The sequence below is a fragment of the Scytonema hofmannii PCC 7110 genome, from assembly GCF_000346485.2.
Lineage (GTDB): Bacteria > Cyanobacteriota > Cyanobacteriia > Cyanobacteriales > Nostocaceae > Scytonema > Scytonema hofmannii.
The window spans coordinates 5,725,870-5,748,549 of the sequence record NZ_KQ976354.1 but is presented as its reverse complement, the minus strand read 5'-3'; the positions used below and the strand labels follow the sequence as shown (position 1 = coordinate 5,748,549).

Here is a 22,680-nt window from a genome sequence, read left to right as displayed (position 1 = left end):
CACCATCATAAATTTGTCCTTGACGGTCTTCACTATAACCTATTAGACTAACTAAAAAATTAGTTAGTCATGTAATAAATTGTATGAAAATACTACAAGGCGCACCGTGGCTTTTGGGACATCGCTCTATGCTCAAGCCAAACAAGCCTGTAAAAGTTTCGCTGTGCGGTAACGATTACGTTCTTTGGCAAGACAGTACCAAAAAAATTAACTGCTTGCCGAATGCCTGTCCCCACATGGGTGCAATGCTATCAGAAGGTTGGTGTGTCACTAAACCTGATGGTAGCAGTACGGTAGCTTGCCCATTTCATGCGCTGGAATTTGATGGCACTGGTTGCACGGTTTTACCCGGTTCCAACAAGCCCACCAAATCTTTAATAAAGCCATTAGAGTTAATTGTTCAGGGTGACTTTATTTGGTCATACGGTGGATGTGAGCCAAAAATTCCCATCCCAAAAATTATGAATGAAATTGCAGCAGAGTATGAATTTATTGGTTTGACAGGCGATCGCAGTATCAAGACGGATTTTCTCAATCTGCTGTTAAATATGCATGACTACAATCATCAAAATGGTACTCATCGGCAGTTATTTGAGATTGAAGAAGTCCAACTCAAACAGTTTATCGATAACGGATTTCACTCCCATGCTTATATCGCTCAACCGAGAACCAAACCCAAACTCCGCGACATCTTGAAGAACCCAGCCCTTGTGTTATTGCCAAAAGTACTTGAAGCTCATTTAGAAAACTACTTTCCATGCTTGGGAATCATGCACGGTGAGAGTTCGCTTTTCAGTCTTAAAGAATGTCATTTTTATATTCCAGAATCAGCAGAGCGTTCCCGTGTTGGAGTTTTGATGTTCATGAAAGCACATTCTCCCCTAGCCCATCTGCTTAAAAAAAATCTCCTCAGGCTAATTGATATTGTTATCGAGCAAGACGCTGATATTTTGGGCAAACTCTATACCAATACAGTACAGCATATCAAACTCAACAACGAAGTCGGTATGGATTGGGTGCGACGAAATTTTGACAATTTTCCAATGGTCAGTGACCAGTGACCAGTAATCAGTGACCAGTAACCAGTGACCAGTGACCTGCTCTAACTGTTGAGAAGTGTACTGAATAATTCTCACTTTTGGTAGTTGAATTCCTTCCTAGGTTGGAAATAAATTAAGGGTAAAGAAACTATTAGATATCTCCGAAAAACAATGTAGAGACTAAGCATGGCTAGTCTTTGTAAAAATTGTACGCAATGACCGTAGAAACGAGCCATGGCGCGTGTTTACAAATATTGTATACAATGACAAATAATTTCAGGAGATGTTTATTGTCATAAGCAGAGTGAGTTAATGCAGGGATCGATAATTCCTCTGGTTTCCCAAAATCTAAATAAACATGGAGTATTGTTATGGGAGTACGCTACTTTGCCCTAATTTCCGGCATAGTGTATGTATTGCTAGGTCTCTTTGGCTTCATACCAGGTATGGTTGCAACACCGGGTACTGGTGGACCTGAAGTTTTGATTAAGACCGGATATGGTTACTTACTGGAATTATTTGCTATCAATGTTATCCATAACATTGTACATATAGCTGTGGGTGTTTGGGGACTCATTTCCTACCGTCGCTATATTAGATCGCGGAGTTATGCACGCGGTTTAGCAGTTTTTTATGGAGTGCTGGCAATCATGGGATTGTTACCAGTTCTCAATACAGTATTCGGCATAATTCCGGTATTTGGTCACAACGTTTGGCTTCATGCAGTCACAGCATTAATCGCTGCTTACTTTGGATTCAAAGCACCTGATGCTGTAACACTCAGAGAACAGGAACGCTCTATGGCAAGCGGGCGATCGCGCAACCGCTTTTAATTAAGAGTATGCTAGGGAACCCTCTAACCTGGCATACTTTTAAGCGAAACTTCTTCATTCATTGTTCATGTCACAATTTGAAACTGCCCTTACTGCATACCAAGGCTTCACAGACCAATTTCTCAGTGTTGCGATCGCCACTGTCAGCACAGATGGCATACCCAATGCTAGCTACGCTCCGTTTGTCTTTGATGAAAACAAAAATATTTACATATACGTAAGCGGTCTTGCTACCCACACTCAAAATTTACACGCAGTACCCACAGTAAGCGTGTTATTTATTGAAGATGAGTCACAAACTAAACAAATCTTTGCCCGCCGCCGTCTTATCTTTGACTGTACAGCGACCTTAATAGAACGAGATACCGATTCTTGGCAGCAAATCGTCGATCGCTTTGAAGCACGTTTTGGCGATATTATTCAAATGTTGCGGGAGTTGCCAGATTTTCGTATTTTCAAGCTAACACCAAACACGGGACGCTTCGTTATTGGTTTTGGTGCTGCCTATGAAGTAGACCCAAATGGCTTTGCCACTCTAAAACATATTACAGGTGAAAACAGGATATGAGGGCATTTGTCACTGGTCACTGGTCACTGGTCACTGGTCACTGCCCCCTACCCTTCCGCTACAATGACCTTAAAGATTGATTAAATAAAACGAGAATTCGCAATTTTATGACTTCTTCTGCTCCAGTCAAAACTGAGTACGAGGCAATAATTGGTCTGGAAACCCATTGTCAACTCAGCACTGAAACCAAGATCTTCTCCACGAGTTCTACAGCGTTTGGTGCTGATCCCAATAGTAACATTGACCCAGTTTGCATGGGTTTGCCTGGAGTTTTGCCAGTCCTTAATGAAAAAGTACTAGAATATGCTGTCAAAGCTGGTTTAGCACTCAATTGCCAAATTGCTAAATACAGTAAATTCGATCGCAAACAGTATTTTTATCCCGATCTACCTAAAAATTACCAAATTTCTCAGTACGACCTTCCCATAGCCGAACACGGTTGGTTGGAAATTGAGCTTGTTGATAAGGATGGTAACCCCACCCGCAAGCGAATTGGTATTACGCGCTTGCATATGGAAGAAGATGCAGGTAAATTAGTCCACGCAGGAAGCGATCGCCTTTCAGGTTCCACTTATTCTTTAGTCGATTACAACCGTGCGGGTGTACCGTTAGTGGAGATTGTTTCCGAACCCGATTTGCGTTCCGGACAAGAAGCTGCTGAATATGCCCAAGAGTTACGCCGAATTTTACGCTACCTTGGCGTCAGTGATGGCAATATGCAAGAAGGTTCTCTACGTTGCGATGTCAATATCTCAGTGCGTCCCTTTGGACAAAAGGAATTTGGCACAAAGGTAGAAATTAAAAACATGAACTCCTTCAACGCTATTCAACGGGCGATCGAATACGAAATTGAACGGCAAATTGCAGCCGTAGAAGCAGGAGAGCGTATTATCCAAGAAACTCGCTTGTGGGAAGAGGGCAGTCAACGCACAATTAGTATGCGGGTTAAGGAAGGTTCTAGCGACTACCGCTACTTCCCCGAACCCGATTTAGCTCCCATTGAAGTTACTCCAGAGCAATTGGAGAATTGGCGTGCTCAACTCCCCGAACTACCAGCACAAAAGCGCCATCGTTATGAAAGCGAACTGGGACTTTCTGCTTACGATACACGAGTGCTGACAGAAGAACATGCGGTATCTGAATTTTTTGAAGCAACGCTCAAAGCAGGTGCAAGCGCCAAACAAACCGCTAACTGGATTACTCAAGATATCGCCGCCTATCTCAACAAGAACAAACTCAGCATTACTGAAATCGCCCTGACACCTGCAAATCTTGCTGATCTTATCACTCGTATTGAAACAGGCAAAATCAGCAATGCCATAGCCAAAGAGAATTTGCCAGAGTTACTCAATGGTCGTTCTCCTGACGAATTGTTCAAAGGGAAAGAACTGATTAGCGATCCTAACGTACTGGAAGCCATCATTGATGAAGTTATGGCTGCCAATCCCAAAGAGTTGGAGAAATATCGCAAAGGCAACACCAACCTTAAAGGTTTCTTCATCGGGCAAGTTCTCAAAAAGACCAACAAACTTGCGGAACCAAAATTAACCAACGAATTGGTTGAGAAGAAGCTTAACAGTGACCAGTGACCAGTGACCAGTGACCAGTGGCTACTAACTAACTCCCTCTTTACAGCTTCTTCATAAAAAGATACATGAGGGGTAAGACCCCTCAGTGCAAAAATGATATACTGTGATAAGTAGATGCACCCTGATGATCTGGAGAGCTACCCAAGTGGCTCTCTTTTTCTTATATCTAAACCAATTTTACTGGTAATTTATTTTCTAGCAAGAGGATAATAGAGATGAAATCATAAGTTTTATTTATAAAATTACGGGATTAGCTTAAGAAAAAATAGATTTAAATTGAATAGGGGGTCTTGCCCCTCACCACAAAAATGATATACTATGATAAGTAGATGCACCCTGATGATCTGGAGAGCTACCCAAGTGGCTCTCTTTTTTTTTGCTTATTCAACTCGATATTTCTTTAGATTTTTTTTAGATTTAAATTGAATAGGGGGTCTTGCCCCTCACGGCAAAAATGATATACTGTGATAAGTAGATGCACCCTGATGATCTGGAGAGCTGCCCAAGTGGCTCTCTTTTTTTTTCCCTATTTTTTTAACCAGTGACCAGTAATCCCAAAAACCCGGTTTCTTCAAGTTGAGCATACGAGATATCAAACTTGACCACAAAGAGAAACCGGGTTTTTTTCCTCCTTTGTGACTAATAGACCGATGTTCTAGATATGAAAATGTTTAATGTAAAAATTTCAATGAGGGGTGTGACCATTCATCCCAGATATGCTATAAAATGATATACAGATGCACCCTGATGATCTGGAGAGCTGCCCAAGTGGCTCTCTTTTTTTTTGTCATTAGTTCCTAATCCCCACTCCCCACTCCCCACTCCCCACTCCCTGGTCACTGGTCATTGGTCACTGGTCACTGATATAATCGCCGATCGAGCGAATATTATAGTCGTGGGGGAAAAGGAATGGCAGACTGGCAGGAAATTAGTGGCGGTGTCACTGCACCTAGAGGATATCAAGCAGCAGGAATTACAGCAGGGTTGAAGCCTTCGGGGCTACCGGATTTAGCTTTGATAGTATCAGATGTAGAAGCTATTGCCGCAGGTGTATTTACAACAAGTCAGGTAAAAGCTGCCTGTGTAGATTATTGCCGCCAGCAATTGCAAGCTAAGCATAGCGCTCGTGCCATTCTTTGCAATGCAGGACAAGCAAACGCTGCTACTGGGAGTCACGGTTGGTTTGATGCCCTAGAATCTGCAATGGCTCTAGCACAAGCACTTAACATTCCCTCTGAATCGGTGCTTTTAGCTTCTACTGGAGTCATTGGAAAACGCATTCCTATGGATGCATTGAAAGCTGGAATTCCCAAACTTATTGCCGCCCTTTCCGATACAGGTTCCGATGCTGCTGCAGGTGCAATTATCACCACAGATTTAGTGCCAAAATCTATCGCACTGGAGACAACTATTGGCGATCGCTCTGTCCGAATTGGTGGTATTGCCAAAGGTTCTGGCATGATTCATCCCAACATGGCAACGATGCTAGCCTTTGTCACTTGTGATGCTGCAGTGTCTCCCGCCCTATGGCAACAAATGTTAAGCCGTGCTGCTGAGAAAAGCTTTAATTCCATCACTGTTGATGGAGATACCAGCACCAACGATAGCTTAATTGCTCTTGCAAATGGTCAATCTCGTACCCCAGCTATAACTGAAATGGGTACAGAAGCAGAAAAATTAGAGGCAATGCTCACAGCAGTGTGTCAGCATTTAGCCAAAGCAATTGCTCGTGACGGTGAAGGTGCCACTTGCCTTGTGGAGGTACAAGTCACGGGAGCGCACGATGAACATACAGCCCGACAAGTTGCCAAAACCATTGCAGGTTCATCGCTTGTCAAGTCTGCTATTTTTGGACGAGACCCCAACTGGGGAAGGATCGCCGCTGCTGCTGGACGTGCTGGAGTTCCTTTTGAGCAAGAAAACCTCAAGATTAGATTAGGAGATTTCTTGCTTATGGAGAAGGGTCAACCACAAGATTTCGATCGCGCTGCTGCAAGCGAGTATATGAAAAAAGCTGCATCGGGTGCTTATTTAAAAGAGGATACAGTTCTTATCTCTGTCAGTCTTGGCAATGGTAATGGTTTCGGTACTGCTTGGGGTTGCGATCTCAGTTACGACTATGTGAAAATTAATGCCGAGTATACAACATAAGACGGGATTCATATCTAATCCGTTTTTATCACCTCTGTTGAACCGGGCGATTGGAAATCGCAGCTATACAAACGAAGTCCGCCTGCGCGGACTAAATTATACAAAGGGTATAAGACGCGGATTGAGTATCATTCCCCTTCGCCTGCTTCCAAGACCTGTAGTGCGGTCAGTTTTAGATCGGGAAAAGTTGTTGAGGTGATGAGATCGCTCCCCTGAAACACAGATTCTTCGTAGAATCCCTCTACCAGAGTTAGCACTGTAACTCTTGCGTTACCAGGATCGACAATCCAGTATTCAAGAATTCCGCGTGCTGCATACTCAGAACGCTTGTAGCGGTAGTCGCGATCTTCGTTCACTTTACCAGGGGAGACAACCTCAACCACTAATGAGGGAGATGGCATATCTTGAGTAATTGTTGCTCGTTTGCCACCAATCGCCGCACGTAACTCTTCAGTTAAGATCATCAAGTCTGGGAGGCGGACGCGAGTGCGATTCCCTGTTACCACAATTTCCGTATCTTTGTGACAGATGAGGTCTAAAGGTACGAGCTTGAGAAATTTTGACAGCAAGTAGATGGCGATCGAGTTATTTCTTTTCGTTTCTGGTGGCATTTCCACTAACTCTCCATCCACAAGCTCGTATCTGTTATCCGTCCCATCGTCATAAGCAAGGTATTCTTCAAAGGTGAGTTTTTTGGTCACTGTGGTCATGCCGATCGCCCTCACTAGCCTTTAAGGTGTATCTGAAATTGTAGCCAAGGTAATCATCAACGCTCCGTATCAGCTGAGGCTTCCTCATTATTGAAAAACAACAGGCGAATAGCGAGTACAGCAAACCCTATAGCAGCGATCGCTTTCAGCAATCTTGTTGGTAAAAACTCTGCCACAGCCCCTCCGGCTAATGCTCCTAAAAAAGAGGTCAAAAGCAGTGCGCCAGCCGTTCCAAAAAATACTGCACGAGGAGAGTGACTGCGTCCCGAAAGTGCGATCGCTGCTAGCTGACTTTTATCCCCCAGTTCTGACAGAAATACTGTTATGAAGCTTAATCCTAAAAGATGCCAATCCATTATTTGTCCTTAGTTACTGGTCACTGGTCACTGGTCACTGGTCACTGGTCACTGGTCACTGTATTAACAAATCCCAAAACAGCATGATGGAGATAAACAGCAACATGATTCCGGATGCTTTTTCTATAGTTTTGGGAGACAATCGGCTAGCCATCCAACTTCCCAAAAGAACACCTAGTAAACTAGTCATAACAAGCGCACTCGCAGATCCCAGGAAAACCACCCACGGAGATTGAGATTCTGCACTTATTAATAAGGTAGACAACTGTGTCTTGTCACCTATTTCTGCCAGGAAGATGGTCACAAAGGTTGTTGTAAAGATAACCATTGCCTTCTGCGGCTTTGGAGGTTCGTTAACAACTAAAGATGGTGGAATCTCAACTAAGGCAGTTACTGAACGATAATCCTTATCTTGTTTAACTTCTAGTTGACTTTCAGCTTCAGACAGATGAGAAAGATTGAGCGGTGCGGAGTCAAGTTTCACGGGTGGTATTTGTGTCACTAATTTATTTTCATATTCTTCTCATTTTCTCAATTTTTTTTACAAATTGCAACCTATCTTATCGTTATTCAGTTGTCACTTGTGACTGAAAGCATAAAAATGAGCAACTTCTACTTACTCAAGCACTTACAACAGCAGGGTTTCCGGAAAATTAATAAACTTTTGTAAAGAATTAGCAAATTATGCGTAAACTTGTGTTTTGAAACTGAGTTCTAAGTAGGTGCCGCGACACCAATTACAGCACCCCCGCACTGTCAAATGATTGGGCGGGGTTTTTCTTATCACTAAATAATAAATTTTGGTAAAGGATTAGTGAAGTTTGCATAAAACTAATGTAAAGGAAGCTGAGAAGTAGGTAGATATGACTTTGAATACCAGTCAATGTGATTTACTTAACATTGGTGTAACTGCAAAGGAGTGCTAGGGGGTGTTACTTGATGAATGCTCGTAAGTGCAGGTTCTTCTGGAGGTTAGGGATTGCTCCAGTATGTGCATTCGGTGCAGCCGTGTTGCAGACAGTCGCATTCTCTTTTAATTCTACTCTCGCTCAAGAACTCAAGCCTGTAGCTGATAATACGCTGGGTGCAGAGAGTTCTGTAGTCACACCAACAAGCCCGCAAGCTGACAGAATTGATGGCGGAGCGATTCGCGGAGCTAACCTGTTTCACAGTTTTTCACAATTTAATATCGGAGAAGGACGAGAGGCGTATTTTGCTAATCCAAGTGGGATTGAGAATATTTTAAGTCGGGTGACGGGGAGTGATGCCTCTCAGATTTTTGGGAAACTTGGTGTTTTGGGTAATGCGAATCTGTTTTTGATGAATCCGAATGGGATTATTTTTGGGCGGAATGCTAGTTTGGATGTTAGGGGTTCGTTTGTAGCGAGTACGGCGAGTAGTTTGAAGTTTGCGGATGGCACAGAGTTTAGTGCAAAGGCTACCCAAACTAAGCCTCTGCTGACTGTGAGTGTTCCCATTGGCTTGCAATTTGGGAGGGATTCAGGAAAGATTTTGGTGCAAGGACCAGGTAACTCCCTGAGCCAAGATCCACAAAGAAATGCAAGTGGAACTGTAATAGGTACGACATTCAATAGAAGTCAAAGACCTGTTGGTTTACAAGTGCAGCCAGATAAAACTTTAGCGCTTGTAGGTGGTGACGTAATGCTAGAGGGTGGTAATCTGACGGCTACGTCGGGACGGATTGAGTTGGGGAGTATAGTTGGTAGTCATTTTGTAAGTTTGAACCCAATAAACAAGGGCTGGGCATTGGGATATCAAGGGGTGCAAAACTTTGGGAATATCCAACTGTCCCAAGCAGCTTCCGTAGATGTTAGTGGTACGGGCAGCGGTGATATTCAAGTACGGGGCAGACGCATTACACTGACTGATGGTTCGGTGATTGCGGCTTCTACATTGGGAGTAAAACCGGGTGGAACTTTAACCTTAGCTGCTGACGATGCTGTGGAATTAATGGGAACCGATCCAAATAATCAAATTCAAAGCGGCTTGTTTACTGAAACTTTAAACTCCGGTTCGGCAGGAGATATAACGATTTATACGGACAAGTTGATTGTCCGGGATGGAGCACAGGTAGCATCTAGTAGCATTAGCAGAGGTGCAGCAGGAAAGTTGAACGTGACTGCACCAAAGTCCGTAGAACTTGTGGGAACAGCAAATGTGGCAATCAATGCTGTAGATTCTTTGGAGATGCCTAGTGCATTGGCATCTGTAACAACAGGAACTGGGAGGTCTGGAGATGTAACTATTGAAACAAATAAACTAAATGTCATCAACGGGGCACAGATACAAGCCATAACATTTGGCATAGGAAATGCGGGCAACTTGCTGGTGAAAGCGAAGGAGTCAGTGGAATTGATTGGCACCACACCCAATGTTCTGGGTCCTAGCGGCTTACTGACTTCAGCCCAGCCAGGAGCCACGGGCGCTAGCGGCAATTTAACTTTGGAAACGGGGCGGTTAAGCGTTCGGGATGGGGCAGCGATACAAACTGCGACATTTGGCACAGGCGATGCGGGCAACTTAGCGGTGAGCGCGAAGGAGTCAGTTGAACTAATTGGCACCTCAGCTAATGGTCTTCCCAGCGCCTTGTCTACTTCAGCCTTAGGAGCCAAGGGATCTGGCGGCAATTTAACTTTGGAAACGGGGCGGTTAAGTATCCGGGATGGGGCATCGATACAAACTGTGACATTAGGCACAGGAGATGCGGGCAACTTGGTGGTGAACGCGAAGGAGTCAGTAGAACTGATTGGCACCTCAGCTAATGGTCAAAGTTTCAGCACCTTGTCTACTTCAGCCCAGCCAGGAGCCACAGGTGCTAGCGGCAATTTAACTTTGGAAACGGGGTGGTTAAGTGTCCGGGATGGGGCAGAGATAGGAACTACGACGTTTGGCACAGGAGATGCGGGCAACTTGGTGGTGAACGCGAAGGAATCAGTAGAACTGATTGGCACCTCAGCTAATGCTCAGCGTTCCAGCAGCTTGTCTACTTCAACCGTAGGAGCCACAGGATCTGGCGGCAATTTAACTTTGGAAACAGGGCGGTTAAGCATCCGGGATGGGGCACAAACAAAAACTGTGACGTTTGGCACAGGAGATGCGGGCAACTTGGTAGTGAACGCAAAGGAGTCAGTGGAACTGATTGGCACCTCAGCTAATGGTCCGGGTTCCAGCGGCTTGTTTACTTCGGTCCAGCCAGAAGCCACGGGTTCTGGTGGTAATTTAACTTTGGAAACGGGGCGGTTAAGCATCCGGGATGGGGCACAGATAGGATCTAGTACCTTGGGTGAGGGTTCTGCGGGTATTTTAACAGTAAACGCAAAGGAGTCGGTAGAACTGATAGGCATCTCAACTAAAAGTCAGCGCCCCAGCCTCTTGACGGCTCGAACCACCAGTTCTGGTAATGCCAATAATATAAACATTAGAACTGGAAAGTTGACTGTCCGGGATGGGGCTAGAGTATCTGTCAGCAGTGAAGGTTCAGGATCGACAGGCAACCTATCAGTCCAAGCTCGCTCTATCCAGCTGGACAACAAAGGAGCTATTACAGCCACAACTAGGTCGGGAAATGGCGGCGATATTACACTGCAACTAGGGGATTTACTGCTGCTGCGCCGCGACAGTCGGATATCTACCACAGCTGGCACTGAAGGGGCTGGTGGAGACGGTGGTAACATCACTATCAATGCACCGGCGGGCTTCATCGTTGCTGTCCTAAGGGAAAACAGCGACATCACTGCTAATGCTTACACAGGCGAAGGCGGTAGAGTGGATATTAGAGCCTATGGCATCTATGGCATTCAACCACGGCAAAATCCAACCTCTCTGAGTGACATCACTGCCAGTTCAGAATTTGGCGTAGACGGCTCTATAGAACTTAACACACCTGAAATCGACCCTAACAGCGCCTTAATCAACTTACCATCAGTACCAGTTGACACCGAAGTCGCTCAAGGTTGCAACTCCCCGAACTACGCTCAAAGCCGTTTCGTCATCACTGGACGCGGCGGCTTACCCCCCAACCCCAAAGACATTCTTACACCCGAAACTATGGAAGTAGACTGGGTAACACTTAACCTTGAATTAAACACAAACTCTAGCACAAATATTTCTACCAATCTAAATACTACCACACCATCCCCAATAATTGAAGCCACTAACTGGGTATTGGGTTCCAAAGGCGAAGTGATATTGACAGCCCAAGTCTCAACACAACACCAGAGTTCTTGGCAATCACAAACCCACTGTCGTGAAAACTAAATCTTCAAAATCCTTCTGTACGGAAAGAACATGGCTAGAAAAATATTTGTGTGTTTCTATACAATACAATCCTTCTTGATATCTAGGCGATCGCATAAGGGTTGGCTAAGTCGGTGTTTACTGGTGCTGCTTACCGCGTTTCTCTGCACAGTCGTTTCACCAGTTTTAGCCACCGTTGTAGCGGTTAATTCTACTACCCAAACGGCATCAAGTAGCACGGCTCAAAACGAAAAATCTGTGCAACAAGGCAAAGCATTGTATGAGACTGGACGGTTTGCTGAAGCGGTCAAGGTTTTGGAACAAGCTGCTGCTACCTTTAAAGCCCGTGGGGATAAATTCAATGAAGCTATGACTTTAAGCAATCTTTCCCTAGTGTATCAACAACTAGGACAGTGGACTCCAGCAGAAAAAGCAATTACCCAAAGTTTGAATCTCCTAAAAAATGGCGACAATTCAAAACAGCGTTCTGCCATCTTTGCCCAAGCTCTAGATGTGCAAGGGCGGTTACAATTAGCACAGGGACAAACTCAAGCAGCGCTCTCGACTTGGCAGGAAACTGCAAAGATTTACAAGCAAATAGGCAATGAGGCGACGTTAACCCGCAACCGCATTAACACGGCTCAAGCGATGCAAGCTTTGGGTCTTTACCGTCAGGCTAGTAAGATTTTAGATGAGGTTGAGAAATCCCTCGAAAGCCATCCAGACTCTCCACTCAAAGCCACAGGACTGCGGAGTCTTGGTAATATCCTCAGAGTCGTTGGTGATTTAGATACATCTAGAAAGGTCTTAGAGCAAAGTTTAGCAGTTGCACAGCGAATACAATCATCAACAGCAACTGGCGATACTTTGCTTAGTTTAGGTAACACGGCTCTCGCCCAGGGGAAAACTCAATTCAGCCTAAACAATAAAGCCTTGGCTGAAAAAGAAACTCGAGATGCATTAAAATATTACCAACAAGCTGCTGTTGTTGCACCACCCGCCACGCGCATTCAGGCACAACTGAATCAACTCAGCTTACTTGTGGAAAAAGAGCAAATTCCTGCTGCGTTGGCTTTGGTATCTCAAATTCAACCAGAAATAAGCAAGTTGTCTCCTAGCAGAAATTCAGTATATACCTGGATTAATTTTGCTGAAAATTTAACACAATTAAAAGAGAAAAGTAGCGCCAACAACCCCTCATGGCTGGATATTGCTCAGATATTATCCACCGCTATCGAGCAGGCGCGAAGCTTAAAAGACCAGCGAGCAGAATCTTATGCACTCGGGACTCTAGGCGGATTGTACGAACAAACCAAGCAGTTATCTGAAGCACAAAACCTGACCAAGCAAGCACTGCTTATAGCCGAAACTCTTGAGTCACAGGACATTGCTTATCAGTGGCAATGGCAGTTGGGACGTTTACTGAAAGCTCAAGGAGATATTCCAGGAGCGATCGCGGCATACGATGAAGCATTCAAAACCCTTGAATCCCTGCGTAGCGATCTAGTCGCCAATCCAGAAATTCAGTTTTCCTTCCGGGAAAGTGTGGAACCTGTGTACCGGGAGTTAGTTGATTTGCGTTTGCAAAGTCAGGGAAATCCTGAATCTATACAATACAATCTCACGCAAGCTCGTAATGTGATTGAATCGCTTCAACTAGCGGAACTAAACAATTTCTTTCGCTCACCCTGCGTGGAAACCAGAGTCGAAATTGATACTATGGTTCAGCAAGACAAAAAAGCGGCAATTATATATCCAATTATTTTACCAGACCGCATAGAAGTTATTCTCACGATGTCTGAACAAAAGGAACTTCGTAAATACACAACGGTCATACCCCAGGAGAAAGTGGAACGCACCGTACAAGATTTGCGGAAAAGCTTACTGGATGTGGCGGGAACTTTTCAGGTTCAGGAGAAGTCGCAGGAGATATATGATTGGTTAATTCGACCAGCACAAGCAGAATTAACCAAGAGTGGTATCAAAACCTTAGTGTTTGTACTCGATAGTTCGTTGCAGAATATCCCAATGGGGGTTCTCTACGATAAACAGCAGCAGACATATCTGGTCGAGAAATATGCGATCGCTTTCACCCCTGGTTTGCGACTTTTTGACCCCAAACCGTTGCAGCAAGTACGGCTAAATGCTTTAACTGCGGGAGTGGGCGAAGAACGCTTTGGCTTTCCTGCATTGCAAAATGTGCCAAGGGAATTAAAAGAAATCAAGTCTGAGGTACCCAGGAGTGAAGAGTTGCTAAATCAGAAGTTTACCGAAACGAACCTGCAAAAGCAACTACAATCAGATCCGTTTTCAGTAGTCCATTTAGCAACTCATGGTGAGTTCAGTTCCGATCCGGAAAAAACCTTTATTCTCACTTGGGATAAACTGCTCAAAGTCAAGGAATTTGATAGTTTACTGCGAGTGAGCGACTTGAGCAGGTCAAGCAACATCGAATTACTTGTCCTGAGTGCTTGCAAAACCGCCCTGGGAGACAGGCGAGCAGCATTAGGATTAGCTGGAATGGCTGTGCGGGCGGGCGCACGCAGTACTTTGGCAAGTTTATGGTCAGTGGACGACCAGTCTACCGCAGATGTAATGAGCGAGTTTTACCGACAGTTACAGAAAGGGGTGACTAAAGCTGAAGCACTCCAGCATGCTCAACTTACGGTTTTTGCCAAGGATAATAGTCCGTATCATTGGGCACCTTATGTGTTGTTGGGGAATTGGTTATGACAAATAATTCGTAGTTGAACTGTAAGTAGGGCTTGCTGAATAACAGTATGAATTCCCTCATCCCCAACCCTTCTCCCAAAGGGATTCGGGAGCTAGAATTCTTGTCCCCTCTCCCTTTGGGAGAGGGCTAGGGTGAGGGTAAATCTTAAATTCAAGTAGCTCCAAGGGCAACTTATAGAAGACCAAGGAGCGCGTAACATCTACGATGTCGTTAGAAATTTCAATGTGCATTAAGTGATTGAATACTCTGAGTTATAGGGTCGCACCCTCAGGCGGGTGCAGTCCTAAAACAATGTCGGATTTCGGAATGCCTCTTGAGGAAAGTTCTTCACCGATATCGATATCTGTTCGATTTTCTTGAATCCAGACTTTACCTTCAATAATATCGAGATGAAGAATTGGGTTGAAAATGCGCTTGTGAGAGTCTGTCCACCCCATTCGCAATAGTTGATAGTGGTCATGTAGGAAATCAAATACAGTTATGGTTTGAACGTGTGGGTTAACATCTGGTGTGTTGGCATGAATGGAAAATATATCTGTAATGATCTGACGGTATGTTTCTTGTGAACTTGGCTCAACTAGATTTTGAGAATCTACCGCAGTGGGATTGGTTAGCTTTCTGGATTTGGTATCCATTGATCGACCTCATGTGTTATGGCATTCACAATTAGCTTTCTTTATCTGATTTTCTTTTAGACTATCTTGAAAAAATGGGTTGCTGAAGTGTTGCTGATAAATGGTGTTGGGCACTGCAAGATAAGGAATGCGATCGAGGCGTTGGTGCTTGAGAACCATTCGGTAATGAATGTATTGGATTTTAGCGGCTCCATCTTGAACGAGGAATGATGTTGAGCTAAAATTTAGGTACGGCACTCAACTGGTTTTTGCCAAGAACTACGAGGCGAGGTGGGTGCATTGGCTGTAAAGACTACTTCACCTTTGGCGTTGAACACCCACCCAGTCGCTTCAACGATAGGTTCTGGTGTGGGATTTGTTGGATTTGTGGAAACAGATGGACTCTTAAAGTTGTCAATGTTTGGGTTGAGAGTCACCCAATCTAGCTCTACAGCATCAGACGTCAGAACGTCTTTAGGGTTGGGTGGTAAACCACCACGTCCAGTGATGATGAAACTGCTTTGGGCATAATTCGGACTGTAGCAACCTTGAGCAACTTCGGTATTAACTGGTATTGTTGGCAACTCAACCAAGCCACTGTTGGGATCAATATCGGGTGTATTCAGTTCCACAGTGCCACTGAACTCAGGACTTGCTCCAGTGGCGGTAATGTCATTTGTTCTATCAGATGCCATATCTCGGAACTGTGTACCAAAAATACCTTGAGCATTAATTTTCACATTCCCTCCACGGAAGTTAGCAGAATTGGCACTGATGTCACTATTTTCAACAGCAATGAGGAAATCAGTGACAATATTGATGTTGCCGCCGATGACATTTTCTCCTGTTGCGTTGGTTCTGATGTTGCTGCCACGGCGCATTATCAAATCTCGTGAGTTAATGTTGATTGTCGCCTGTTCCCTATTTGGGTTAACTTTAGCACTTCGTGTATTAGCGGTGAGTAAGGCATTGTTGTTTAAACGGATAGAGCGAGCATTTACTGTCATTTTGCCTGCGGTTCCTGTTCCGAAACTTCGCACGCCTACTCCCGCTCCATCTTGCACTAGCAAGGTATTGGTTTTAATCGTTAAATCTCCTGCATCCCCTGTTGAGTTTGACTGTGCGGAAGTAGACAAGCCAGTGACAACTTCACCATCAGCGTTTGTCCCAATCAGTTGCACATCTTGAGCATCAACGCTTAAATTTCCGCCATTGCCCGAACCACTTGTACCAGAAATCACTTGTGCCGTATCTTTGACCAGCAAGGTATTAGTTTTAATTGTCAAATTACCTGCATTCCCTGTTGACTCTGTAGAAGCACTCAAGGCACTGGAAAACCGACCATCGGCACTTGTACCAATCAATTGCACATCTTTAGCATCAACAGTTAAATTTCCCCCCTTGCCCGCACCAAATGTACTAGCACTGACCAGTGACCCATCTTTCACTAGCAAAGTATTAGTTTTAATCGTCAAATCTCCCGCATTCCCTGTTGAGGTTGGGTTAGCTGGAGCAGATAAGCTGCTAGGAAACTGATTATCGGCGGAGCGACCAATCACTTGCACAGAGTCAGTGGCATTGACAGTTAAGCTCCCCCCTTTGCCTGCACCAAAAGTGCCAGCACTAACCTGTGCCCCATCCCGCACCAGCAGCTGACGAGTGTTAATCATTAGGTTTCCTGCATCTCCGATTGCGTTTGGGTTAGCTTGAGCAGATAAGCTGCTGGCAAACCGACCATCGGTAGATTCTCCAATCACTTGTATAGAGTCAGAGGCATTGACAGACAAATTTCCTCCCTTGCCCGCACCAAACGTGCTAGCACTGACCTGCGCCCCATCCTGAATGAGCAACTTAGGAGTGTTAATCATTAGGTTTCCCGCATTTCCGGTTGCATCTGAGTCAGCTTGAGTAAACAAGCCGCTGTTAATCCGACCATCGGTGGAGGTACCAATCACTTGTATAGAGTCAGAGGCATTGACAGTCAAATTTCCTCCCTTGCCCGCACCAAAGGTGCTAGCACTGACCTGCGCCCCATTCTGAACGAGCAACGTAGGAGTGTTAATCATTAGGTCTCCCGCATCTCCTGCTGCTGAATTAGCAGACAAGCTAGTGCGAAACTGACCATCGGCGGAGGTACCAACCAATTGCACAGAGTCAGAGGCATTGACAGTCAAATTCCCCGCCTTACCCGCACCAAACGTGCTAGTAACTACTTGTGCTCCATCCTGAATGAGCAACGTAGGAGTGTTAATTAACAAATCTCCCGCCGCCCCTGCCGCATTTGGGGTAGCTTGAGTAAACAAACCGCTGGGAAGTAGACCATTGGCGGAGCGACCAATTAATAGTACAGAGTCAGAGGCATTAACAGTCAAATTCCCCGCCTTGCCCACACTAAAAGTGCCAGCACTTACCTGCGCCCCATCTCGCACGAGCAGCTGTTGGGTGTCAATTGTCAAATTTCCCCCATTGCCTACTGCTTGTGATTGCACAATATTGAGGACTCCGTTCCCTACACCTACAACTTTTATTTCCCCTGTTGCATTGAGGGTAATATCTCCCGCCCGACTATCAACTGATCCCAAACGTTGCCCGATGCCAGCAATCAGGGTACTTCCTCCTAAAATATCTAAATTGCGGGCGTTGACTGCAATACTACCGCCACCAGCAGCATCTACACGTACATTAGCGCCATTGGTAAGAAACACATCTGCTCTCGTTGCATTATCAGGAAAGCTCAAGCTCAAATTATTACCATCTACCCCAAGCCCGACAGTCCCAGGAGTTGCCAATCCTCCCAACTCGACTCGACCACCGTAAGCATTTAGTTGACCACCATTCATGTTAATGTTGCCACCTAATAGCAGTAAACTCCGCCCATCTGGAACACGTAGACCAAATGCCTGAAATCCTGATAAATCTCTTCCTGCTAACGCAACTGAGTTATTTTGAATCGGCGCAGCAGCAATTTGATTAAAGAAAAACGCAGAAGGATTTACTGTGAGCAGTTCAGGAGTATTTGGAGCGGAAGCACTGAAAAAACCTTGATCGCCAAACCCGATCGCATTGGCTGTAGTCGCCAAAAACGACCCTCCTAAGTCCAATCTTGCATTACGTCCAAAAATAATCCCATTGGGATTAATCAGAAATAAATTAGCCGCACCATTAGCACTAATTAACCCATCAATATTAGATACTGACCCACCCGTTACCCGACTGATAATGTTTTGAATATCCACAGCATTATTAAAGAAAGCAGTGCCACTCCTAGGAACGGAAAACTCCCCAAAACTGTGGAACAAGTTGCCACTAGCTCGTGTTCCTCCAGTGATAATGCTGGTGCTTCCCGCTTGTGTGACATTGGTGTTATTGGGTAGAGTTCTATCGGGAGTAACTTGAGCACAAGCACAATTTGTCCAGAAAGCGTACCCACCAGCGATCGCAATCCCTAATAACCAACCCCAACGAGTACTTATCCCGGACATTGCACCTCCTCAAGCGTTTTAGTTGCTGAACGATTATGCTGCACCAGTATAAAGTAAACCACATCTAGTGGTACTCAAAGGCACATCTGTCTTCTTCTCAGCTTTAGGAGTATGAGTTTTATACAAAATCCGCTATTTCTTTATAAAACTTCATTAAATGAAAATCTAAGTACGGCATTCAACTGATTTTCGCCAGGAACTGCGAGGCGTGGTGGTGGGTGCATCGGCTGTGAAAACTACTTCACCTTTGGCGTTGAACTAGCGTTGATATCATCTATAACCTTATTCCAATCAAGTCCAGTAGGTAGCTGGGCGATCTGTTGCCAATGATTAGGTTGCGTAAGATAAGATAGAGCACCAGTGGTTGCGTTGTAGTTCAAATAACTATCAGGTGGTGCAAAGTTTTTTGTTGTTCCAAGCGTTAGTAGATCGATTGACGGTCTATTAGGAGCAGAAGTAATACTAATCAAATCCTTGCCAACTGTGTAGTCTGTCAGGGTATCAATACCGCCACCTGAGTAATAAAGGACAAAGGTATCTTTACCCGCACCACCAGTGAGAATGTCATCACCAAGTCCTCCAACTAAGTAATCGTTACCTGAGCCTCCTATTAACTCGTCATTGCCTTCATAGCCATATATTTTGTCAGCTAATTCAGTCCCTATTAATTTCTTATCGTTTTTGTCGTTTCCAGAGGTGCCGTGAATTATTGTCATCTTCGTTACTTCCTAATAATTTAGTGATTTAACTGTTTATCTCGACTAATATTCAGAGGTGATCTAGTAGTTCACCACATTAATTCTGATGGGTAAAACGATGTTCAGACTCATCTTCTTTTTCTCTTCCTTCGCGCTCTTTGCGTCTTTGCGGTTTGTTCATCACCCCTCAAATTCAATGTGGCGGACCACTAGGTTAAACTACAAAACTTGACACCTGTTTATCCACTGCTTCAGCGAAATTACGATTATCTTTCCAAAGTATAACGTTGCACGATCGCTGCCGTTGCAAATTCTTCCAAACCAACAGCTTTTAACAAATTATTCCAATCTTGTGCCAGTACTAACGAACCTGAATTGGTGCGACGCAACTGGGCTAAATTGGTTAGGGCATCCTGCCAAATTTGATTAACAGCATAGGCAGTGTATTCTGGTTTTGATTGCTTTAACTGATTTTCAAGGTTTGGGCTGAGAGCGACTTTCTGTACCCATGCTTTTACATAATAATAATCAGATGTATTTTCCGGATCGCCACAATATACTTTGAAGTACCATTGATACTTATTATCTTGCTTGAGAGCATACTGCGGATTTTGCGGTAAGGTGATACCAATGATACCAGAGCGATCGGGCAGCTTCAAAGCTGTCTTGTAGATATTTTTACCCTTTTCATCCTGAAATATAAACTCTCCAGAACGTAAATTTGCAGGTAACTCAGGTACATAAACCCAAAAGGTTGGATACTCAGAGACTGTCAATGCGACGAAAGATATTGATTCATTATTCACAGTTCTCTCACCTGGAACCAAGGCAGTCACAGACTGATTCAGGTTTGGGCAGCCATTACGCCTTGCCCCTCCTTGACGACGCCCAGTGGGTGCGCCGCTACGTGGAAATTTCAATTTCTCAAGGCGTTTTTGTGTATTCCCAGTAGGAGTCTGAGTCGGCTGGGCAACTTGTGCTTGTAGTTGTGGGGGGTAACTCCCAAGACAAAGGAGTATCACAGGGATAACGCCAGCAAGTTTCATAATTAAGTGTCCAAATGCTGATGTTGTATTTATAACATCAGCAGGCAATCCCTATATTCCGGAATTTTATTTTTTGATTCTCAATACCACAGCCATAGCGGTTAATATTAACGCCAAGGCAGGCGGAACCAGTGGTATCCAGCCAGCCTGTGTAAAGATGCCAAAACAAATTCCAAATAGTGTTAATAGCGCCCCAGCTACTGCTAACCCAAGGTACAGTGACTTGGAACAACGCCACGCTATGATTCCTCCTACCAACGACCATCCCCACATCCAAAGTGTTTCCACCCACCAAGACCACCACCACAACAAAGGGCGTTGGTTTTCAACAGCACTGAGGATATGACCGATCATTTGCGCTTGTACAAATACCCCCGGTACTTTTTTGTTGTTTAAAGGAGTTCTCCAATAATCAGCAGTGCTTGGGGCTGTAACTCCAATCAAGACAATACGGTTCTTCAGTAACTCAGGGTTGATGTGGTCATGGTCATTCAGTACATCTTTAAGAGAGATGGAATCAGCAATTTTTTCCTGGTTGCCTAAAGAACGATAATTGAGCAGGACTTGATAACCCCTTGCATTGATTTGTTGGTAACCGCTAGTGTGTTCCTTTATTGGTTTAAGTAAAACTTTGCCAATTTGTAAATACCCTTCTGGGGTGATATTTGCCTTGATGCCTTTGTCACGCAAATAGTGACGTGCAAGCTGAAGGCTAAAAGCATATTCTGCTGTACAGGGAGACTTTGCAGGAGGAGTGAGGTACAGTAACTGGCGACGGGCGACTTCATCCTCATCTGCTACAAGATCGCTAAAAGTCTGGCGTTCTATTGGAACTTCGTAAGGGGGATGAATACCATCAGGTGCGCCATCAAAATCAGCAGGAACTTTGCACACCGCAAAAATACGATTATCCCGCTTTAGGCGAGTCATTAAATCTGGGTAGTTGGGGTCTACAGAGAAATCACGATAAATATCTATACCGATTGTTGTTGGTTGATACCGCTCAAGTTTTTGCAACAGTTGAGTTAATGCCTTATCTGAGAGCGACCCTCGCCCTTTCATTCCTTGCTGGTTCTGATAATGAATATCTGCTTCATCAACAGTTACTATTAACAAACGTGAATCTGAGCTTTCAGTTGCTGGTCGCAGCTGCATTAAATGGTCGTATGCCCGCAGTTCCCAAGGTTGTAGCATTCCCAAATAGCGGACTCCCATTATACTTGCTGTGACAAACACACTCACCATAAGTACACTCATAAAATGACGTTTAGACTCAATTTTTGGAGTGCTTAATTCTCGCCAAGTCAGGGGGACAACTCTGGGATTTTGAAAAAGAACTGGTAACCAAGTCGCATTGGGATATTTATCCTCTAAGCCTTGCAGCTTTTCTCTTGCTTCTCGTAAAGCTTGATACAAAGAATGACCACCCGAAAAAGCTTTAAGAAAACTCTTTAAAAATTCCTGTGCTACTTCATCCGGGACTGGTTGTCGCATGACAATCATTTGCGGGATGTTTAAAGAAGCTAACTGTCGTGCTAATCCCAAACCATCGCAAGAGTTAAAAATTGCTAGCTGTAAACCTTGCTCAATTGCTCTTTTTAAACCATACTTTAACTCTTCAATTGATAGACTATCAGTCTTATTAATATAAATATGACCAATATCATTAGCAGTTTCACTATGCCCAGCAAAAAAGAAAATATCCCACTGTTGCCACAGATAATTGTTTAGCTCTTTGCGCTGCGGTTCTACCAAAAAAACTGTCTCGGAATTTGGTAAATTTTCTAGCAACTGACGATCTAGTTGAACATCAATCCCACGACTATTACCTAGAATCGCCAAAATTCTTACTTTAGGTTTACGCGGTGGTTTCGGAGGGGTTTCAGACGCTGTCGCAGTTATGGCAAATTCTGCAAATGAATACTTATTAAAAAAATCCCACAAATGCCAGGGAATATAGTGTAAGTCGTTATTATCAGTGCGAATTAGCACTCGAATTGTTTCATCTCGTTTTAATTCTTCGCGTAATGTGTTGTTTATAGGGCGGAATTCCTCAGAGTCAAGCCACTTTTGCAGGCGATCGCTCAAAATTCTGCCTCTTTGACTGCATTCTGAAATTCGCGTATTGATGGAGCCATCATAAATAATTTCTTGGGGCTTAATGCGACTTGGCATTCCCAACCTGCGGTACTTTTTTTGCCACTGGTTTAAGCAGGTTGCTAAGTCGGGATCTGCTGGCAATTTACCAGAGATTTCTATTTCTGGGCGAGCAAATTCCGAGCCAATCTCAAGTGTCACCCGAAACCCTTGGTATTCTAAATCACCATCTATTTTCAGAACTACTAACTTCACCATAGACCCATTTTAAACTTGGGATTTTGGAGTTTCAAAATAACATTAACAAATACTATAGCAATTCCCACATTCGTGAGGGACAGGATGAAAGAATTAACCGCAGATGAACGCAGATGAACGCAGATAAGTTTGTCTCTCAGCAGACTAGGAAACGCTATAAATGTCATTTGTCATTTGTCATTGGTAAGGGGTTTAAAGATTTTTACATTTCTTTACATTCTGATTTTTCTTTTCGATCATCCACTTA

17 protein-coding genes are annotated in these 22,680 nt (G+C 44.3%); 8 read left to right on the top strand and 9 right to left on the bottom strand.

The window, feature by feature from the left end; genetic code table 11:
- Positions 1-83 precede the first annotated feature (83 nt).
- From WA1_RS23825 to argJ, 6 genes are all read left to right on the top strand, one after another.
- Positions 84-1,061, top strand: a complete 978-nt coding sequence (locus tag WA1_RS23825) for a Rieske 2Fe-2S domain-containing protein (protein ID WP_017740042.1) — start codon at positions 84-86, stop codon at positions 1,059-1,061.
- A 350-nt stretch (positions 1,062-1,411) separates the two neighbouring features.
- Entirely contained in the window at positions 1,412-1,873 is a 462-nt protein-coding gene (locus tag WA1_RS23820; protein WP_017740043.1) for a DUF4383 domain-containing protein, read from the top strand.
- Positions 1,874-1,940: 67 nt separating this feature from the next.
- Positions 1,941-2,441: a HugZ family pyridoxamine 5'-phosphate oxidase gene (locus tag WA1_RS23815; RefSeq protein ID WP_017740044.1), complete on the top strand. Its 501-nt coding sequence runs from the start codon at positions 1,941-1,943 to the stop codon at positions 2,439-2,441.
- Between the two features lie 107 nt (positions 2,442-2,548).
- The gene (gatB, locus tag WA1_RS23810; RefSeq protein WP_017740045.1) at positions 2,549-4,030 is read left to right on the top strand and encodes an Asp-tRNA(Asn)/Glu-tRNA(Gln) amidotransferase subunit GatB; all 1,482 of its coding nucleotides are present in this window, start codon (positions 2,549-2,551) and stop codon (positions 4,028-4,030) included.
- A gap of 784 nt (positions 4,031-4,814) precedes the next feature.
- Positions 4,815-5,018, top strand: coding sequence for a hypothetical protein (locus WA1_RS57205; protein WP_158516683.1), 204 nt, complete (start codon positions 4,815-4,817; stop codon positions 5,016-5,018).
- The gene (gene argJ, locus WA1_RS23805) at positions 4,940-6,181 is read left to right on the top strand and encodes a bifunctional ornithine acetyltransferase/N-acetylglutamate synthase (RefSeq protein ID WP_017740046.1); all 1,242 of its coding nucleotides are present in this window, start codon (positions 4,940-4,942) and stop codon (positions 6,179-6,181) included. Before WA1_RS57205 ends, argJ begins: the two co-directional genes overlap by 79 nt.
- Positions 6,182-6,309: 128 nt before the next feature.
- Here argJ and WA1_RS23800 read toward each other — a convergent pair whose 3' ends face one another.
- From WA1_RS23800 to WA1_RS23790, 3 genes are read right to left on the bottom strand one after another with little or no spacing between them, the layout of a single operon-like run.
- Positions 6,310-6,891 carry a Uma2 family endonuclease gene (locus tag WA1_RS23800; protein WP_017740047.1) on the bottom strand — a complete coding sequence of 194 codons (582 nt, stop codon included), beginning with the start codon at positions 6,889-6,891 and terminating at the stop codon, positions 6,310-6,312.
- 56 nt (positions 6,892-6,947) lie between these two features.
- A complete protein-coding gene (locus tag WA1_RS23795) occupies positions 6,948-7,247 on the bottom strand; it encodes a TMEM165/GDT1 family protein (RefSeq protein ID WP_017740048.1) in 300 nt (99 codons plus the stop codon).
- A 55-nt stretch (positions 7,248-7,302) separates the two neighbouring features.
- A complete protein-coding gene (locus WA1_RS23790; RefSeq protein ID WP_017740049.1) occupies positions 7,303-7,749 on the bottom strand; it encodes a TMEM165/GDT1 family protein in 447 nt (148 codons plus the stop codon).
- A gap of 437 nt (positions 7,750-8,186) precedes the next feature.
- On the opposite strand from WA1_RS23790, the gene WA1_RS23785 reads away from it, so the two are divergent.
- Positions 8,187-11,525, top strand: coding sequence for a two-partner secretion domain-containing protein (locus WA1_RS23785; protein ID WP_066612997.1), 3,339 nt, complete (start codon positions 8,187-8,189; stop codon positions 11,523-11,525).
- Between the two features lie 30 nt (positions 11,526-11,555).
- Positions 11,556-14,237 carry a CHAT domain-containing protein gene (locus tag WA1_RS23780; protein WP_081402928.1) on the top strand — a complete coding sequence of 894 codons (2,682 nt, stop codon included), beginning with the start codon at positions 11,556-11,558 and terminating at the stop codon, positions 14,235-14,237.
- A gap of 252 nt (positions 14,238-14,489) precedes the next feature.
- Here WA1_RS23780 and WA1_RS23775 read toward each other — a convergent pair whose 3' ends face one another.
- The 6 genes from WA1_RS23775 to WA1_RS23755 all read right to left on the bottom strand — a co-directional run bounded on the left by WA1_RS23775 (position 14,490) and on the right by WA1_RS23755 (position 22,433).
- Complete coding sequence (locus WA1_RS23775) at positions 14,490-14,873, bottom strand: XisI protein (RefSeq protein WP_017740052.1); 384 nt, start codon at positions 14,871-14,873, stop codon at positions 14,490-14,492.
- Between the two features lie 9 nt (positions 14,874-14,882).
- Entirely contained in the window at positions 14,883-15,110 is a 228-nt protein-coding gene (locus WA1_RS53130; RefSeq protein WP_081402927.1) for an element excision factor XisH family protein, read from the bottom strand.
- Positions 15,098-18,334, bottom strand: coding sequence for a two-partner secretion domain-containing protein (locus tag WA1_RS23770; RefSeq protein WP_066612994.1), 3,237 nt, complete (start codon positions 18,332-18,334; stop codon positions 15,098-15,100). The genes WA1_RS53130 and WA1_RS23770 overlap by 13 nt, the downstream gene beginning before the upstream one ends.
- A gap of 236 nt (positions 18,335-18,570) precedes the next feature.
- Positions 18,571-19,050 (bottom strand): M10 family metallopeptidase C-terminal domain-containing protein, encoded by a 480-nt coding sequence (locus tag WA1_RS23765; RefSeq protein ID WP_017740055.1) that lies wholly within the window; start codon positions 19,048-19,050, stop codon positions 18,571-18,573.
- 248 nt (positions 19,051-19,298) lie between these two features.
- The gene (locus WA1_RS23760) at positions 19,299-20,078 is read right to left on the bottom strand and encodes a DUF928 domain-containing protein (protein WP_017740056.1); all 780 of its coding nucleotides are present in this window, start codon (positions 20,076-20,078) and stop codon (positions 19,299-19,301) included.
- Positions 20,079-20,144: 66 nt separating this feature from the next.
- Complete coding sequence (locus WA1_RS23755) at positions 20,145-22,433, bottom strand: CHASE2 domain-containing protein (protein ID WP_017740057.1); 2,289 nt, start codon at positions 22,431-22,433, stop codon at positions 20,145-20,147.
- Positions 22,434-22,680: the final 247 nt, after the last annotated feature.

What these genes read in the sequence shown, in the direction of transcription:
- WA1_RS23825 (WP_017740042.1), top strand. Translation starts at nt 84, where the DNA reads ATGAAAATACTACAAGGCGCACCGTGGCTTTTGGGACATCGCTCTATG.
- WA1_RS23820 (WP_017740043.1), top strand. Translation starts at nt 1,412, where the DNA reads ATGGGAGTACGCTACTTTGCCCTAATTTCCGGCATAGTGTATGTATTG.
- WA1_RS23815 (WP_017740044.1), top strand. Translation starts at nt 1,941, where the DNA reads ATGTCACAATTTGAAACTGCCCTTACTGCATACCAAGGCTTCACAGAC.
- gatB (WP_017740045.1), top strand. Translation starts at nt 2,549, where the DNA reads ATGACTTCTTCTGCTCCAGTCAAAACTGAGTACGAGGCAATAATTGGT.
- argJ (WP_017740046.1), top strand. Translation starts at nt 4,940, where the DNA reads ATGGCAGACTGGCAGGAAATTAGTGGCGGTGTCACTGCACCTAGAGGA.
- WA1_RS23800 (WP_017740047.1), bottom strand. Translation starts at nt 6,891, where the DNA reads ATGACCACAGTGACCAAAAAACTCACCTTTGAAGAATACCTTGCTTAT.
- WA1_RS23795 (WP_017740048.1), bottom strand. Translation starts at nt 7,247, where the DNA reads ATGGATTGGCATCTTTTAGGATTAAGCTTCATAACAGTATTTCTGTCA.
- WA1_RS23785 (WP_066612997.1), top strand. Translation starts at nt 8,187, where the DNA reads ATGAATGCTCGTAAGTGCAGGTTCTTCTGGAGGTTAGGGATTGCTCCA.
- WA1_RS23780 (WP_081402928.1), top strand. Translation starts at nt 11,556, where the DNA reads ATGGCTAGAAAAATATTTGTGTGTTTCTATACAATACAATCCTTCTTG.
- WA1_RS23775 (WP_017740052.1), bottom strand. Translation starts at nt 14,873, where the DNA reads ATGGATACCAAATCCAGAAAGCTAACCAATCCCACTGCGGTAGATTCT.
- WA1_RS23770 (WP_066612994.1), bottom strand. Translation starts at nt 18,334, where the DNA reads ATGTCCGGGATAAGTACTCGTTGGGGTTGGTTATTAGGGATTGCGATC.
- WA1_RS23765 (WP_017740055.1), bottom strand. Translation starts at nt 19,050, where the DNA reads ATGACAATAATTCACGGCACCTCTGGAAACGACAAAAACGATAAGAAA.
- WA1_RS23760 (WP_017740056.1), bottom strand. Translation starts at nt 20,078, where the DNA reads ATGAAACTTGCTGGCGTTATCCCTGTGATACTCCTTTGTCTTGGGAGT.
- WA1_RS23755 (WP_017740057.1), bottom strand. Translation starts at nt 22,433, where the DNA reads ATGGTGAAGTTAGTAGTTCTGAAAATAGATGGTGATTTAGAATACCAA.